Raw genomic sequence first — 16,120 nt, 5'->3', positions numbered from 1 at the left:
CCCCAAGGAAAGAAAGGCTACTTTGGTGGAACCTCCCAGTCGATGTCCCCGCTACCTGTATCTAGGCGGTGGGGTCTAAACCATGTGGTCCGCAGCTTTGATGCTCTTAGCGGGCATCGTGGTCATCGCTCTCATCATTGTGGCCAACGCGTATTTCGTCGCGCAGGAATTCGCGTTCATGTCGGTCGACCGCACGCAGCTTCGCACCGCGGCCGCCCACGGGGATAAAACCGCCCAGCGGGCCCTGCACATCACCGAGCGCACATCCTTCATGCTCTCGGGCGCGCAGCTGGGCATTACGATTTCCGGCCTGCTCATCGGCTACGTCGCCGAGCCGCTCGTCGGCGAGGCCCTAGGCGTGCTGCTCGGCGGCGTCGGCGTGCCGCGGTCGGTCTCCGTCACCGTCGGCACCGTGGTGGCGCTGGCGCTGTCGACCATCGCCAGCATGCTCTTCGCGGAGCTGTTCCCCAAGAACTACACCATCGCCGCGCCGATGAAGTCGGCCCGCTTCCTGGCCGCCTCCACGCAGTGGTACCTGCGCATCTTCGGCTGGATTATCCACTTCTTCGAGTATTCCTCCAACGCCATCCTGCGCCTGTTCCGCGTGGAGCCGGTCGACGACGTGGATTCGTCGGCCACCACCGACGACTTCGAGTCCATCGTGGACGCCTCCCACGAGGCCGGCGACCTGGATCAGGACACCTACATGGTGCTCGACCGTCTGCTGGATTTCCCCGAGCACGACGTCGAGCACGCGATGATCCCGCGTTCCCGCGCCGACGCCGTCGACCCCGAGACCACCCTCGGCGAGGTCCGCGCGCTCATGGCCGCCAACCACACCCGCTACCCCGTCGTCGACGAGGAGCACAACCCCATCGGCGTCGTCCACCTCATCGACGTCCTGGGCACCGAACTGGCCGCCGATGCCCCCGTCACCCGCGTCATGCGCGAGCCCGTCGTGGTCCCGGAAATGATGCCGCTGCCGGATCTAGTCTCCGAGTTGCGCGGCCAGGACCAGAAACTGGCGTGCGTGATTGATGAGTACGGCGGGTTTGTCGGCATCGTTACGCTCGAGGACCTGGCCGAGGAAATCCTGGGTGATGTCACCGACGAGCACGACATCGAAGAGTCCGAGGAAATCACCGAGCAGGGCGACAACCACTGGATCGTCGACGGCGACACCCCGCTGGACGAGGTCGAGCGCGCCATCGGCCACGACCTGCCCGAGGGCGACTACGAGACCATCTCCGGGCTGCTGATGTCCCAGACCGGCGCGCTGGTCGAGGCCGGCGAGGTCCACACCATCGACCTGGAGGCCGAGCCCGAGGACTGGGTCGACGCCGACGATGCCCCACTGCGCCACCTCAAGGTGCGCGTCGAGGAGATCGACCGGCACGTGCCCTCGAGCCTCGCGCTGGAGCTGGTCGAAGAATACCGGGAGGAGGAGAAGTAATGGACAACTGGGTTTTTAACCTACTGGTGACGATCGTCATCATCGTCGCCTCCGCGTTCTTCGTGGTCATCGAGTTCTCCCTGCTGGGCGCGCGCCGCAACCGCCTCGAGGAGATAGCCGAGGACTCCCGCAGCGCCCGGGCCGGCCTGCGCAGCCTCAACGAGCTAACGATGATGCTCGCCGGCTCCCAGCTCGGCATCACCGCCGCCACCTTCATCCTGGGTGCGGTCACCAAGCCGTGGTTCCACCACCTGCTGATGCCCGTCTTCGAGGCGCTGAGCATGCCCGCGCGCGTGGCCGACATCGTGGCGTTTATCGTCGCGCTGTTCCTAGCGACGTTCCTGCACCTGGTCATCGGCGAGATGGCCCCGAAGTCCTGGGCGATTACCCACCCGGAGACCGCGTTGCGGCTCATCGCCATCCCCGCCCGCGCCTTCATCTGGGTCTTCCGCCCGCTGCTGGCCTGGATCAACCGGATGGCCAACCAGCTGGTGCACCTGGCCGGCGAGGAGCCCGTCGACCGCGCGGCGGCCGCCGGCTACAACGTCGAGACGCTGCGCAGCCTGGTCGAGCACTCCCGCGAGACCGGCGCCATGGACGACGAATCCGCCTCGCAGATCACCGGCGTCATCGAGCTCGAGTCTTCGACGGTCGCCGAGCTCGCCCGCGAGCACGGTTCCGCCGTGGTCCCCATGCCCAGCGACACCACCGTGCGCGAGCTGCAGGACCTGGTACTGCGCAAGGACATCATGCGCGTGCTCGTCTTCGGCAAGTCCTCCCGCGTGCCGCGGCTGGTCCACGTCCGCGACACCCTGCTCGCCGACCCGGAGACCCCGGTGCTGGAGTTCTCGCGCCCGTGCCTGACCGTCGCCGGCGGCACGACCGTGCAGCACACGCTGGACCACATGCGCGCCCGCAACGAGCAGCTCGTGGTGGTCGGCCGGGCCGACAAGGACAACGCGATGTGGGTACTGACCTGGGACGACATCATGGGTCAGCTGTGGCCGCAGATTGCCGAGAAGCTCGACCAGGTCAGCGAGACGAAGTAACCGAAACTAAGTAACAGTTCTACCCGCCTTCCCGCAGCCTGGGCACATTCCTATGCTGCGGGTCTTTTTCGCAGGTGGCGCCGCAAAAACGGCCGTTTTCAGCCTGTGGATGGTGTGCGCAGGATGGTTATATTGCCCCGAGTTATCCACAGATCGGCATTCCGGCCCTTGTAGGGGTTGTCAGGGGCTCCTAGCGTGTGAGTCATGACAACGACAGCCATGGACACACTCACAGCAGCGCACGCCATCTTCGCGGACGGGATCAGCTACCTGGACCTGTGCCGCGAGCTCAGCCTGCCCGCTATGAAGGCTGTCATGTCCGACGTCGCCGCCGCCGCGCAGCACCGCGCGTGCCAAACCTTCTTCGGGAAAACGTCCTATACACGCAAGCAAGCCGCCGCCCGCCGAGCCGCCGCTTCTCAGGGCCACCACCTCGACACCCTGCTAGTCCTGGACAACGCCTTCCGCCGGGTACGCCACCAGGGCGAGGCCTGGGCCATGCTCATCGAACTGTGCAACACCCCCGGCACCACCAAACAACTCCGCCGACTGGCCAACCAAAAAGTCTTGGAACTCAACCGCCCGGCACCACCCGCCGAAGGCGTACGCGTGACCCGCCGCAAAGACGGACCCAGCACCTTCTCCATTACCGGGGACCCGCAGCTGGTAGAAAACCTCTGGGCATCAATCAAAACCATCCCCGACGTGGAAGCCCTGTTCAGCGGAGGCCTAGAGAAGCAGCCCAAGACCACGCACGTGGTCATCTCCCTTCCCGACTGGGTACGCATCCTAGCCGGCGACGGGGATGACATCACACTGCAGCTGAGCAACGGCACCACCATGACCGGTGCCGACTACGTCCGCCAATGCCTCCTCGACGCCGGCCTTGCCACCCTGGTGGACCCGAGGCGCGGGCCGGTCAACCAATACCGCTACCAACGGCATGCCTCACCGAAGCAGAAGGACATGGCCAAGGCCGAGACCACCCGGTGCGCCTGGCCGAATTGCCGCAAGCCGGCGGATGAGTGCCAGGTTCACCACATCCGCCCCTGGGCAGGCGGCGGCGAGACCAACCAGGAGAACCTGACGCTGTTGTGCGAGTTCCATAACTCCTGGAACGACGACGATCCGGCCTACCCCAGGCACGGGAGGGTCAACCGAAGACACGGCAAAGTCACCTGGGACCCGCCCTGGAGCGGCGGCTGACACGGGGGCCAGCCGAGAGAGAAAAGCCGCGAGACGAAGGCTGCGAGAGGCCGCCACAAGGAACAAGGCCAGCCGAACCCCACGACTGCCGGGCCACAAGGAACAAGGCCAGCCGAAATACGCGAAAAGGCGCCACGGACCACGTCCGTAGCGCCTACTCGGCGTGCCTGAAGGCGAGTTATCCACAGAAACGCGTCCCCGCCACGCCCCAAAGGTGACGAACCGCACAAAACCGCACTGGTTGTCCACAGGTTGCGGGTGGGGCCCCTTCCGCGGGGGCGGGTCGCCCGCAAGGCTGGGAACCATGAACTTTTCACCACAGTATTTCCGCTCGCCCGCACCCGACCACACCAACGCTTTAATCAACCTCTCCAAGACCCCCAGCAACCACCCTTTCGTCTGGCACCGCCTCGAAACCGGGGCGCTGCTGCGCGTCGCGGGCCGATTCGCCGTCTCCGCGCGCTACTTCCATTCCCTGCCCCACCAGGAACAGGGCCGCCTGCGCGCCATCGCCGCGGGCCTGAGCTCCTATACCGCGGTGGCGATTTCTGCGGCGGCGGCGCATATGCATCGTTTGCCGGTGGCCGGCCCGGCCGCCAACGCGCCGACCGAGATGTCCCTGCCCAATAACAACCTCCCGCCCCACGACCGGCATATCCCCGGAATCATGTTCCGCAAAACGCGGCTAAACCAGTACGACATCATCGACGGCATCCGCTGCGTCAACCCCGCCCGCGCCGTCATCGACGTGGCGCGCTTCCACGGCTTTACCTCCGGGCTCATCGCCGGCGATGCCGCCCGCGCCCTAGGTATCACCCCCACCGACTTCCGCCGCGAGATCGAATTCCTAGGCCGCGCCCGCAACATCCAGGTCGCCCGCCGAGTGGCGGAACTATCCAACCCGTCGGTGCGCCACGTGGGCGAGTCCTACGCCCGCGCGCTCATCCTCTCCTCCGGCCTCCTGCGTCCCCACCTCAACGACATGAAGCTGTGCACGTTCGCCAGCACGGGCGCGCTCATCGGCATCCTGCTGAATAACTGGCTGGCCGTCGAGGTCGAGGACCCGGCGTGCGGGAGCACACAACTGCACGCCTCAGCCCTCCAGCAGCGCGACGATGCCCTCCGCCACGCCTCCTACCGCCCACTCAGGCTGCCCTACGACGACCTGACCGAACACCCGCGCCGGACGGAGGCCCTCCTGCTGAGCCACCTGAAGTCGCCGGGCAATTTCGCCGCGCACGCTGCCTAAACGCACCAATTTTCAACAGCCGGGAACTTTTCTGGCAGCGATAACGACTTCTTAGAAGAGTTTCCGGCTGCAGACGCGACGCTCCTTGTCCTTGACCGTTTCTTCCTTCCACAAGGGATACTCGCGTGAACTTTATCAACACGGGCCTGGGCGCCCTGACCAAACGCCTGCACTTCTATGCCGGGCTTTTCATCGCACCGTTCATCCTGGTCGCGGCCATCAGCGGTGCCGGCTATGCCGTCGCCCCGCAGATTGAGAACTTCGTCTACCGGGACCTGCTGCACGTCAGCGCCAACGATGCCCCACCCCAGCCACTCAGCGAGCAAGTCCGCGCCGCCCAGGCGGCCTACCCGGACTACCCCGTCGAGCAGGTCTGGCCGGCCGACTCCGCCACGGACACGACCCGTGTGCTGGTGGCCGACCCGGCGCTGGGCGAGTCCCGGCTCCTGGCCGTCTTCGTCAACCCCTACGACTCCCACGTCCTGGGCGCGCAGCCGTCCTACTCGGGTGTCGGCGAGCTGCCGGTGCGCTACTGGTTCTCCCAGCTACACAAGTCGCTTCACCTGGGCGATGTCGGCGCCCTGTACTCGGAGCTGGCGGCGTCCTGGATGTGGTTCGTCGCCCTCGGCGGCCTGGCCATCTGGCTGTGCTACCGCCGCCCCCGCACCACCTGGTCCGGGCGCCGTGGCCTGATGCGCCTGCACGGCAGCCTGGGCACCTGGCTGCTCGTGGTCCTGCTCGGCCTGTCCGCGACCGGCATCACCTGGTCGAACGTCGCCGGGGCCAACGTGGCAACGACGATCAGCGCCCTGCGCGGCAGCGCCGACCCGGTCGATACCGCCCTGCCGCACCCGCCCGTCGTCGCCGGCCAGTGGTTCGACGCGGAAATCGCCGACCAGGCCGACGGCGTCTGGCGCGCCGCCCGCGATGCCGGACTCACCGGGCCCTTGCGCCTCTTCCCCGGCGAGGACACCTCCCACGGCTGGCAGGCAGCCGAGCGCTGGGTGCCCTGGCGCCTGGCCTCCGATGCCGTGGCCATCGATCCGGCCACCCAGACCGTCACCGCCTCCCTGCCCTTTAGCGACCTGCCGCTGTTTTCCCAGCTGACCTCGTGGGGCACCTACCTGCACATGGGCATCATGTTCGGCCTGCCGCTGCAAATCCTGCTGCTGGCCTCGGCGGTAGCCATCGCGGTAATGATCGGCGCGGGCTACGCGATGTGGTTCCAGCGCCGCCCGACGCGGATCCCGGGCCGCCACCCGCGGCTGAGCTGGGGCGAGTGGGCCATCGTCGGGCTGTTCGTGGCGACGGCCGGCACCTTCCTGCCGCTGTTCGGCGCGACCCTGGTGCTGTTTATCGCCGTCGACCAGTGGAAAATGAAACGCCGCTGGAGAGGGAATCCAGCGGCGTCGGCCCTTCCCTCAGACCAGAAGGAAGGAAGTCTAGTTAGGCCCTAAGCGGTAGCGTTGCTCGCCTTCTGGGCGGCGCGCTTCGCGGCGACCTTGGCCACGACGGCCTGGACGCGGGCGCGCTCCTCCAGAAACGGCGGCGGGTTGTGCCCGCGCATGGCGCGGACGTAGCCGGGGTGGGCATCGGCAACGCAGTGCTGCCAGGCCTGCAAGGCCACGCCGACGGTTTGCCCCACGCGCTTGTACAGGTGGGGCAGGGAGACCATGTCGAGGTTGCGCGCGACGGCATCGGTCTGCGCCAGGACGTAGTCGACCTGTTCGCGCAGGTTCTCGGCCGTCGCCCGGGTGCGGGCGTTGAGCGCGGTGGCCAGCTGATGGACGTCCACCGGCGGGCCGGCCACGGCGTGGTCAGCCTCCAACCGCGCCACCGTCAGCCCTTCCGGCGCGGCAACGTCGAACTCCCCCGACGCGGCCGCGGAGATGGTCCCGGAGCGCACCCCGGAGACCAGCGCCTGGCGCAGGCCGATGAGCTCGCCGACGCACCGGCCGGCGTCCACGCGCGCGTCCTCAATAATGTCATCGAGCTCGGCCACGCAGTCCACGACCAGCTCGACGTCCCAGTCCTCCAGCGCCTCGATGAGGTGCTCGATGTACTCGGCCACTTCGTCGCCGATGTTGTAGATCTCCTGCGTCAATTCGCGGTGGCGCAATTCAGCAGCCAGTTTGTGCATATCGTCCTTTCCGCGAACAAACCCAATCCTGAAGTAAAGGTTGAGACTTACCGTTGACGCTTGCTGACTTTAGGCGAGAACCTGGCAACTTTCTGGGCGACACTCCGAGAAGATTTTTATCTCTAGCGCTTGTAGATGTGCTCGATGGCGGACGCGTAGCGCTGGGCGACGACGTTGCGCTTGACCTTCATCGTCGGCGTGAGCTCGTTTTCCTCCTCCGTCAGGTCGGATTCCAGGATGAAGAACTTCTTGATGCCCTCCGCGTGGGAGACGGTCGCGTTGACCTGGTTGATGGCGTCCTGGATTTCGGCGCGCAGGGTCGGGTCGGTGGCTACGTCCTGGGCGCTGCGGTTGGCCGGGATGTTGTACTCGCGCTTCCAGCGCTCCAGCGCCTCCGGCTCCAGGGTCAACAGGAGGCCGACGAAGGGCTTGCCGTCGCCGACGACCATCGCCTGCGAGATGAGCGGGTGGGAGCGCAACATGTCCTCCATCGGCCCCGGCGAGACGTTCTTGCCCCCGGCGGTGACGATGAGGTCCTTTTTCCGACCGGTGATCATGATGTGGCCCGAATCCAGGATTTCGCCCAGATCGCCGGTGTTGTACCAGCCGTCCTCAAGGGCGGCCTCCGAGGCCTGCGGGTTGTTCCAGTAGCCGGCGAAGACGATGTCGCCCTTGATGCAGATTTCGCCCTCTTCGTTGGTGCGGATGGTCACCCCCTCCAGCGGGCGGCCGACGGTGCCGATCTTCTGGTCCTCAAAGTCCACGGCGGCGGCCGCGGCGACCTCGGTCAGCCCGTAGCCCTCGTAGACCGGCAGGCCGATGCCACGGAACCAGTGCAGCAGGTCGTGGCTCATGGCCGAGCCGCCGGTGATCGCATAGCGCACCTGCCCGCCCACGCCCTCGCGGATCTTGGAGTAGACCAGCTTGTCGAAGAGCTTGTGCTGGGCGCGCAGCAGGCGGTTGGGGCCCTCCGGGGTGTCCTGGGCGCGCGAGTAGTCCTGGGCGACCTTCTCGGCCTGGCTGAACAGGGCGGCCTTGACGCCGGAGCCGTCGGCGGCCTTGGCGGCGGCGGAGTTGTAGACCTTCTCGAACACGCGCGGCACGCCCAGGATGAGGTTCGGGCGGGAGCGGGCGAACTCGATGGACAGGGTCGAGAAATCGGACCAGTGGTTCTGGGTGGCGCCGCCGATGGCCACGGCCAGCGAGACCGCGCGCGAGAGCACGTGGGCCAGCGGCAGGAAGGTCAGCACGCGGGTGCCCGGCACGGCGATGTGCCCGATGGGGTTGGTCAGCAGGCCGCGGACCTCGGCCAGCCAGTTGCGGTGGGTGAGCATGCAGCCCTTGGGCCGGCCAGTCGTGCCGGAGGTGTAGACCAGCGAGGCCAGGTCGTCGGTACGCGTGGCGGCGATGCGCTCCTGGATGACGGAGTCCTCCACCCCGCGGCCCTCGAATTTCAGCGTGTCAATGGCCGCGGAGTTGATCTCCAGCACGCGGCGCAGCTGCGACGGGGAGTCCTTGAGCATCGGCTGCCCGTCGTCCTGCAGGACCAGGTGGCGCACCAGTTCGGAGTGCTCGCGGGTTTCGGTAATGGCCAGCACGGCGCCGGAGTCTTCCATGATCCACTGGACCTGGGACATCGACGAGGACGGGTAGACCGGCACGGAGGCCGCGCCCGCCGCCCAGATGGCGTAGTCCAAAAGCGACCACTCGTAGCGGGTTGCCGAAATCAGCGCGATGCGGTCGCCCTTTTCCACTCCGCAGGCGATAAGCCCCTTGGCTACCTCGAAGACCTCGCCTATGAATTCCTTGGCGGTGACGTTGACCCATTCGTAGTTGGCCGGGCGGGTAAACATGACCCCATGGGGGCGGGCCTTGGCGGTGGCGATGAGAGCGGTCAAGCAGGTCTCGCCTTCCTCGATCTCAAACTCTGCAGGGGTATGCACTTCCGGTAGGGTCACAATTTTCCTTTCAGGCCTGCTTCAAGAACATGACCATTTCCTCATAAAAACCGTGGTCCACTCTACCAATTCCCACCCCATATTCAGCAAGCAACACCGCGGCTTTCATGGCACAATGAGCACCGTGACTTCCCGCCACCTCCTCGACGAGCTCGCCGCCCACCACGGGGTCGCGACGGCGTATACCGCCCAGTCCGGCGAGCACATTGCTATCGATGCCCCCACCATCATCGGCACCCTGCGCGCCCTCGGCGTGGACATTCCCGCCGAGCCCAGCGACGACGACATCACCCTGCAGCTCTACTGGGACTACCAGGCCGCCGCCTCCCGCCCGCTGCCGGCCTGCGTGGTCGCCACGGCCGGCCACGAGGAGCCGTTTCTGGTCCACGTGCCCGCCGGCGCGCCCGCCGAGGTCACCGTAGAACTGGAACACGGCGGCACCGCCCCGACCTACCAGGATCCCAACGACTCCCCCGACGTCGACGTCGACGGTAAGTCCTGGGGCGAGGCCAGCTTCCACGTGCCGGGCGACTTGCCGCTGGGCTACCACGAACTGCACCTGCGCAGCGAGGATCTGGAGGCGAGCTGCCCGCTCATCGTGGTCCCGTCCCACCTGGATACCGCCGACGAGCTGCTCTCGCAGCCGGGCACCGGCGTCATGGCGCAGCTGTACTCGGTGCGCTCGGCCGCCAGCTGGGGCATGGGCGATTTCCACGACTTGGGCGCTCTGGCCGAGCTCGTGGCCGAGCACGCGGGCGCGGACTTCCTGCTGGTCAACCCCCTGCACGCCGCCGAGCCCTTCCCACCGGTGGAGGATTCGCCCTACCTGCCCACCACCCGCCGGTTCATCAACCCGCTCTACCTGCGCGTTGAGGACGTGCCGGAGCTGGCGCTTCTCGATGCCGACACCCGCGCCGACGTCGACGAACTCGCCGCCGAGTTCCAGCTGGCCAACACCACCGCCCAGGTCATCGACCGGGACGTCATCTTCGACGCCAAGCTGCAGGTGCTGCGCGAGCTATTCTTCCTGGAGCACACGGAGGAGCGCCGCGCGCAGTTCCGCGAGTTCACCCGCACCGAGGGCGCGGGCCTGGCGGAGTTTGCCCGCTGGTGCGCCGAGGCGGAGTTGGCTGCGCAGGCGGGGAGGCGGCATCGGCAGCAGGCGGGCCTGGACCAGCTGACCGAGTACTACAGCTGGCTGCAGTTTTTGTGCGCCGAGCAGCTGGCCGCCGCCCAGGAGCGGGCGCGGGCGGCCGGCATGCGCGTGGGGATCATCATGGACCTGGCCGTGGGCATCCACCCGGGCGGGGCGGACGCGGTCAACCTGGCCGAGTACCTGGCGCCGCTGGCCTCGGTGGGCGCGCCGCCGGACGAGTACAACCAGCTGGGCCAGGACTGGTCCCAGCCGCCGTGGCACCCGGTGCGCCTGGCCGAGGCCGGCTACGGGCCGTGGCGGGACCTGCTGCGCACGGCCATGCGGCGCTCCGGCGGCCTGCGCGTCGACCACATCCTGGGGCTGTTCCGCCTCTACTGGATCCAGCGCGGCCTGCCGCCGACGGCCGGGACCTACGTGCGCTACGACTCGCGCGCCATGGTGGGCATCCTGGCGCTCGAGGCCCAGCGCACCGGCACCGTGGTCATCGGCGAGGACCTGGGCACGGTGGAAGAATCCGTGCGCGACGAGCTAGCCCGCTTCGGGATCTTGGGCACCAACGTCGTCTGGTTCGAAAAGGCCGGGGACACAGAGAACGCGCGCGCCTCGGCGGATTACCGGCGCCTGGCGCTGGTGGCCGTGGGCACGCACGACATGCCGCCGACGCTGTCCTACCTGCGCGGCGGGCACATCACCCTGCGCGAGGAGCTAGGCGTGCTCACCCGCCCGGCCGAGGTGGAAGACGCCGAGGATCGCGCCTGGCAGCAGGCCGTGATTAACCAGCTAGCCGCCGAAGGCTTCCTCGACCCGGCCGTCGCGCCGCGGCCGGACGACGAGCTGGCCGTCGTCGAGGCCCTCCACCGCTTCGCCGCGGCCACCCCGGCCGCGCTGACGGTGACGAACCTGGTCGATATGGTCGGCGATACCCGCGCGCAGAACCAGCCGGGCACCACGCGGGATCTCTACCCCAACTGGTGCGTGCCGCTGTGCGATAGCCAGCAGCGCCCCGTCCTGCTGGACGATATCGCCGACCAGCCGCTCTTTGCCCGCCTGGCGGCGGCCGCTAGACGAGCAGCGCGCTAAACGAACAGCCCGATAAGCGCGGCGACGATTACCAGGGCGATAAGCAGGCGCAGGGTCGGGGTGACCTGGGAGCGCGGCAGCGCGCGCTTGCGCTTGTGCTGCCCTGCCCGCGCCGCGTGGCCGGCCCCGGCCGCCCCGGCTGTCTCAGCTGCTTCGGCCGTTTCGGCTGTTTCGGGCGCCTGGGACCCGGACAAGCCCTCGCGCGGCTGGTAATCCGGGCGCGACTGATCCGCCGTCGGGTTTACCCGCGGGTCCACCGGCGAATACGGGCGGTGCGAACGCCCGACCTCTTCCGGGGCGTCCGCGGCGTGCTTGTCATCCATAATGCCTCATCCTAGTGCCGCCCGGGCCGGCGGCGGAAACGGCGGGCGCACCAGTCGACGACCAGCATGAGCACCCACGCCACCACCACCAGCGCCGGCACGACCGTCAGCAGCATGATGCCCACCTGCAGCCACATGGGCGCCGAGGCCACGGCCTGGGAGGTGGCATCGGCAAGCTGCGAGAGATAGTCCATGGCCTATGATCTTATAGCATGGCGCCAGAATCCCTCGAGCTTCCCGCAGCTGCCCCGAAAGATCCCTTCGATGCCGCCCCGCAGGTCGGCGCGATGACCATCACGCGGCCGGCCGGCACGCGCCCGGGCGCGGACCTGCCCGTGGTGGTCTTCATCCACGGCGGCGGCTTTGATTCCGGCTCCCACCGCGACGCCATCGGCGACTACCCCGCCCGCGCCGGCCTCATCCTGGTCCAGCTCAGCTACCGCCTGGGCCTGGCCGGCTTCGCGCGCTTTACCGGCGACGAGCCGCGCTCCTACCGCGGGGTGAACGACTGCCTGGCGGGCCTGGAGTGGGTGCAAAAGAACATCGAGGACTACGGCGGCGATCCGACCAACGTGACCCTGGTGGGCCAGTCCGCCGGCGCGGCCATCGCGCTGTGGCTGTGCCGCCGCGATCACTTCCGCGGCGGCTTCCGCCGGGCCGTAGCTCTTTCCCCCGCCTTCCCGCGCGAGCCGTTTTCCCGCCGCAAGGCCAGCCTGCGCACCGCGCTCGCCGCCCCGGTGACCCGCCGCAGCCTGTCCAAGCTCGCCCAAAGCGGCCGCCTGGAGCGCGGCTACCGGCGCTTCCGCGCCCGGCACCCCCTCGACATCGCGCTCGGGCCGTGGCCGCTGGAGCCGGCGGAGCTCGCCGCGGTGCCCCTGGTGGTCAGCAGTACCCGCGAGGAGATGTGGGGCCAGCCCGGCGCGCGCCGCCTCGACCGGCTCAAGGTCCCGCCGCGCCCGCTGGCCGCGGCGCTGAACCTGCCGCGCTTTGCCACCTGGCGCGCCGGCACTCACTCGGTCAGCAACCGCGCCGTGGTCGGCGACGCCACCATCCGCCGCTGGGTCGCCGCCGTAGCCCACCAGCACCCGCACCCGGAGCTTATCCGCCTCGTAGAGTTCGTCCGCTCCGACGGGGCGCCGGCGCGCCACTGCGACGACCTGCCGGCCCTCTTCGACCCGGCCGACGGCGTCTTCGCCGACTGGCTGGCCCACTTCGCGCGCACCGGCGACGCCGGTTTCCCGGCCGGGTCGGCGCAGCGCTTCGACCTCGCCACCGGCGCCCGCCAGCCGCACCCCGGCCCGCTGGACTACCTGTGGTCCTGCTACCGCCCGGATACCCCCAGCAGGTAGTCGCGCAGGGCGGGCTCGGCCAGCTCCTCGACCATCCAGGGACTAAAGGCAAACGGGGTGGCGCGGACGGCATCGATAAGCGCACGCGCAGTAACCCACTGGTAGGAGTCCACCTCGTCCGGGTTGGGGGCCGGCTCAGTCCCCGGGTCCAGTTCCAGGACGTAGACGGGGCAAATCTCGTTTTCGACCACGCCGGAAGAATCCACCGCGCGATAGGAGAAATCGGGCAGCACGCAGGCCGGCCGCGCGGTATCCCGCAGGCCTAGTTCGAAGGCGGCGCGGCGCAGGACGGCATCGGCGGTGTCTTCGCCGGGCCCGGGGTGCCCGCAAAAGGCGTTGGTCCACACGCCCGGCCAGGTCTTTTTAGCCAGGGCGCGGCGGGTAACCAGGACTTCGTCGCCGCGGTGGACCCAGGCGGAAAACGCGAAGTGCAGCGGCGTGTTGTCCGTGTGAACCGTGGCCTTGTCGGCGGTCCCTGCCGGCTGGCCGTCGGCGTCGGCGAGCACGACGAGTTCTGGAGCGGGCGTCATAGGCGTCTGCGGCGTCACAGGTTCAGGTTCCCCACCCAGGTGACGTTGCCCAGGGTCAAGCGGGCATCGGTCAGCGCGGTCGGGGACGCGTCCACGCGGTACTGGACGTTGGTGGTCGCCTTCTCCCCCAGCGGGTAGTCGAGGCCCGGCGGGTTGACGTCGGAGTTGACCTCCGAGTCGTAGTCCAGCAGGTCGACCTCTTCGAAGCTGCTGCCGGAGCGGTATTCCAGCTTGGGCTGGCCGATGGCATCGGCGGGCAGGGGCACGTCGTTGAGGTTTTTCAGCGCGACGGTGACCACGGAGCCCTGGACGCTGTCGGCGTAAACACCCTGCAGGGTCCACTCGACGCCCAACCCCTCGTCCTTGACGGTCTGGGTGAGGTCGCCCTTGACTTCCTTGTCGGGCACGTCCTCCGGCTCGAAATCGGGCATCTCGGAGGAGGTGACCGTGATTTCTTCGTCGGGGCTCAGGCCGGCTTCTCCGGGCTCGAGCACGCTGCAGGCCGCCAGCCCGAGCGCGCACACCGGCACCAGCCCGAGGGCCCGCCACTGCGAGTTATTCACCGTGGATTATCTCCCGTCCGTGTAGTACTTGCTCGCCGTAAGCTTAACCGACGCGGCCGCCTTTTAACGCATCGACGTCCCGTTTGCCAGGCGTGCTTGGCGGCCTTAGTATCTGTGGGTTCCCGTGACTTAATCAAAAACAACGCTTTAGGTAGTGGAGGCAGGGCATGAATTCTTTGGCCCGGATCGTCAAAAGCGCGTGGGCACTGTGGCCCTATTACCTCGGGGTGGTGCTCACCGCCACCCTGGCCGCGGCGCTGTCGCTGGCCTCGCCGTTTATCGTGCGCGAGGCCACGGACACCATCGTCGCGGCTGTTACCGGCGACAGCCCCGCCGAGACCGCCCTGCGCACCGTCATCTGGCTCGCCCTGCTGCTTTTCGCCGCCGATGCCCTAGGCTCCATCTTCAACAACCTGGGCGGCTACGTCGGCGACGTCATGGTCTCGCGCCTTCGGCAAATCCTGTCCACGCGGTATTTCGCCAAGCTGCTATCGCTGCCGCAGCGCTACTACGACAACCAGATAACCGGCACCATCATCGCGCGCCTGGACCGCTCGATCATGTTCGTCACGCAGTTTCTGCAGTCGTTTTCCAACAACTTCATCTCCATGCTGCTGCAGGTCGTGGCGATCCTGATTATCACCGCCTTCTACTACTGGCCGCTGGCGGTCATGCTGGCGCTGCTCTTTCCTATCTATATGTGGCTCACGGCGCTGACCTCCAAGCGCTGGCAGCGCTACGAGGCGGTCAAAAACGAACACATCGACGTCGCCAACGGCCGCTTCGCCGAGGTCATCGGCCAGGTCAAGGTCACCAAGTCCTTCGTGGCAGAGCTGCGCGAGCTAACCAGCTTTGCCCGCCACTACCGCGGGTACGTGGAGACCACCCGCCCGCAGTCGCGCTGGTGGCACACCATGGACGGGTTGCGCGGGCTGGCGATGGCCGCCATCTTCTTCGGCATCTACGCCGTCATCTTCTGGCGCACCCTGGGCGGGCACTTCGGTCTGGGCGATATGGTCATGCTCATCCAGATGGTCACCATGGCCAAGCAGCCGGTGTTCATGATGAGCTGGATTGTCGACTCCGCGCAGCGGGCCATCGCCGGCTCCCGCGACTACTTCCGCGTCATGGGCGAGGACGTCGAGCCCACGGCCAACCCGGCCCTTATCAGCGCCGCCCGCGCCGCCGATGCCACCGAGCCCGGCTCCCAGGACGTCGCCCCGTTGGAACAGACCCCGGGGCAGGCCGGCTTCGCCTTCCACGACGTGTCCTTTTCCTACGAGGAGGGCAAGCCGGTGGTCGAAAACGTCAGCTTCACCGCGCACGAGGGCCAGCAGGTCGCCTTGGTCGGCGAGTCCGGCGGCGGCAAGTCCACCCTGGTCAACCTGCTACTGGGCCTGTACCGGCCGACGGAGGGCAACCTCGAGGTGCTCGGCCACCCGGTCCGCGACCTGACCGCGGAGCAGCTGCGCGCCTCCGTGGGCGTGGTCTTCCAGGAGCCCTTCCTGTTTTCGGGCACGGTGCGCGAGAACATCGCCTACGGCAAGCCGGGCGCTAGCGATGCCGAGATCGTCGCCGTCGCCCAGCGCGCCAATGCCCACGACTTCATCACCGCTTTCCCCGATGGCTACGACACCGTCGTCGGCGAGCGCGGCCTGCGGCTGTCCGGCGGGCAGAAGCAGCGCGTGGCGGTGGCGCGCGCGATGCTCAAGGACGCGCCCATCCTGGTCCTCGACGAGGCCACCTCGGCGCTGGACACCAAGGCCGAGCGCGCCGTGCAGGCCGGCCTGGACGAGCTGATGAAGGATCGCACCACCTTGATCATCGCCCACCGCCTGTCCACCATCGCGGGCGTGGACACGATCGTCACGCTGGATCGCGGACGCGTCCAGGAGATCGGCTCGCCGGCGGAGCTGGCCCGCTCGGGCGGAATTTATGCACAGCTACTGCAGCTGACTCAGTCGGCCTCCGCGGCGGATAGGCGGAGGTTGAAGCGCTTTGGCTTCGTGGACGGCAGCCCGGAGCGCGAGTCGGAGGATGAGACCGAGATTTAAGCCCGGCTAG

Annotated in this window: 14 protein-coding genes; 8 read left to right on the top strand and 6 right to left on the bottom strand. The window is 67.8% G+C overall.

The window, feature by feature from the left end; all coding sequences use genetic code 11:
- The first annotated feature begins 82 nt into the window (after positions 1-82).
- The 5 genes from QQS53_RS04525 (at position 83) to QQS53_RS04505 (ending at position 6,414) form a co-directional block, all read left to right on the top strand.
- Positions 83-1,453, top strand: a complete 1,371-nt coding sequence (locus tag QQS53_RS04525; protein WP_472774720.1) for a hemolysin family protein — start codon at positions 83-85, stop codon at positions 1,451-1,453.
- Positions 1,453-2,502: a CNNM domain-containing protein gene (locus tag QQS53_RS04520; RefSeq protein WP_472774719.1), complete on the top strand. Its 1,050-nt coding sequence runs from the start codon at positions 1,453-1,455 to the stop codon at positions 2,500-2,502. Before QQS53_RS04525 ends, QQS53_RS04520 begins: the two co-directional genes overlap by 1 nt.
- A gap of 204 nt (positions 2,503-2,706) precedes the next feature.
- Entirely contained in the window at positions 2,707-3,708 is a 1,002-nt protein-coding gene (locus QQS53_RS04515) for an HNH endonuclease signature motif containing protein (protein WP_472774718.1), read from the top strand.
- A gap of 304 nt (positions 3,709-4,012) precedes the next feature.
- Entirely contained in the window at positions 4,013-4,957 is a 945-nt protein-coding gene (locus tag QQS53_RS04510) for a hypothetical protein (protein WP_472774717.1), read from the top strand.
- A gap of 125 nt (positions 4,958-5,082) precedes the next feature.
- A complete protein-coding gene (locus QQS53_RS04505) occupies positions 5,083-6,414 on the top strand; it encodes a PepSY-associated TM helix domain-containing protein (protein WP_472774716.1) in 1,332 nt (443 codons plus the stop codon).
- Here QQS53_RS04505 and QQS53_RS04500 read toward each other — a convergent pair.
- Together QQS53_RS04500 and QQS53_RS04495 are read right to left on the bottom strand one after the other, a co-directional pair.
- Entirely contained in the window at positions 6,411-7,097 is a 687-nt protein-coding gene (locus QQS53_RS04500; protein WP_472774715.1) for a hypothetical protein, read from the bottom strand. The two genes, QQS53_RS04505 and QQS53_RS04500, sit on opposite strands and share 4 nt — an antisense overlap.
- A gap of 122 nt (positions 7,098-7,219) precedes the next feature.
- Entirely contained in the window at positions 7,220-9,055 is a 1,836-nt protein-coding gene (locus tag QQS53_RS04495) for an AMP-dependent synthetase/ligase (protein ID WP_472774714.1), read from the bottom strand.
- Between the two features lie 124 nt (positions 9,056-9,179).
- On the opposite strand from QQS53_RS04495, the gene malQ reads away from it, so the two are divergent.
- On the top strand, positions 9,180-11,291 hold the full coding sequence (gene malQ / locus QQS53_RS04490) for a 4-alpha-glucanotransferase (protein WP_472775051.1): 2,112 nt from the start codon (positions 9,180-9,182) through the stop codon (positions 11,289-11,291).
- On the opposite strand, the gene QQS53_RS04485 is transcribed toward malQ, so the two are convergent.
- Together QQS53_RS04485 and QQS53_RS04480 are read right to left on the bottom strand one after the other, a co-directional pair.
- On the bottom strand, positions 11,288-11,614 hold the full coding sequence (locus QQS53_RS04485; RefSeq protein ID WP_472774713.1) for a hypothetical protein: 327 nt from the start codon (positions 11,612-11,614) through the stop codon (positions 11,288-11,290). The two genes, malQ and QQS53_RS04485, sit on opposite strands and share 4 nt — an antisense overlap.
- 11 nt (positions 11,615-11,625) lie before the next feature.
- Positions 11,626-11,808 carry a hypothetical protein gene (locus tag QQS53_RS04480; protein WP_472774712.1) on the bottom strand — a complete coding sequence of 61 codons (183 nt, stop codon included), beginning with the start codon at positions 11,806-11,808 and terminating at the stop codon, positions 11,626-11,628.
- 18 nt (positions 11,809-11,826) lie between these two features.
- On the opposite strand from QQS53_RS04480, the gene QQS53_RS04475 reads away from it, so the two are divergent.
- Complete coding sequence (locus QQS53_RS04475; RefSeq protein ID WP_472774711.1) at positions 11,827-12,963, top strand: carboxylesterase family protein; 1,137 nt, start codon at positions 11,827-11,829, stop codon at positions 12,961-12,963.
- Here QQS53_RS04475 and idi read toward each other — a convergent pair.
- Both idi and QQS53_RS04465 read right to left on the bottom strand, forming a co-directional pair.
- Entirely contained in the window at positions 12,936-13,493 is a 558-nt protein-coding gene (gene idi / locus QQS53_RS04470; RefSeq protein WP_472774710.1) for an isopentenyl-diphosphate Delta-isomerase, read from the bottom strand. The genes QQS53_RS04475 and idi overlap by 28 nt on opposite strands.
- Before the next feature lie 14 nt (positions 13,494-13,507).
- Positions 13,508-14,056, bottom strand: a complete 549-nt coding sequence (locus QQS53_RS04465; protein WP_472774709.1) for a hypothetical protein — start codon at positions 14,054-14,056, stop codon at positions 13,508-13,510.
- A gap of 167 nt (positions 14,057-14,223) precedes the next feature.
- Between QQS53_RS04465 and QQS53_RS04460 the strand changes: the two genes are divergently transcribed.
- Complete coding sequence (locus tag QQS53_RS04460) at positions 14,224-16,110, top strand: ABC transporter ATP-binding protein (protein WP_472774708.1); 1,887 nt, start codon at positions 14,224-14,226, stop codon at positions 16,108-16,110.
- Positions 16,111-16,120: the final 10 nt, after the last annotated feature.

The organism is Corynebacterium sp. 2571A (genome assembly GCF_055700935.1).
The sequence above is the reverse complement of the archived record's forward strand: the minus strand, read 5'-3'. Positions and strand labels throughout refer to the sequence as shown.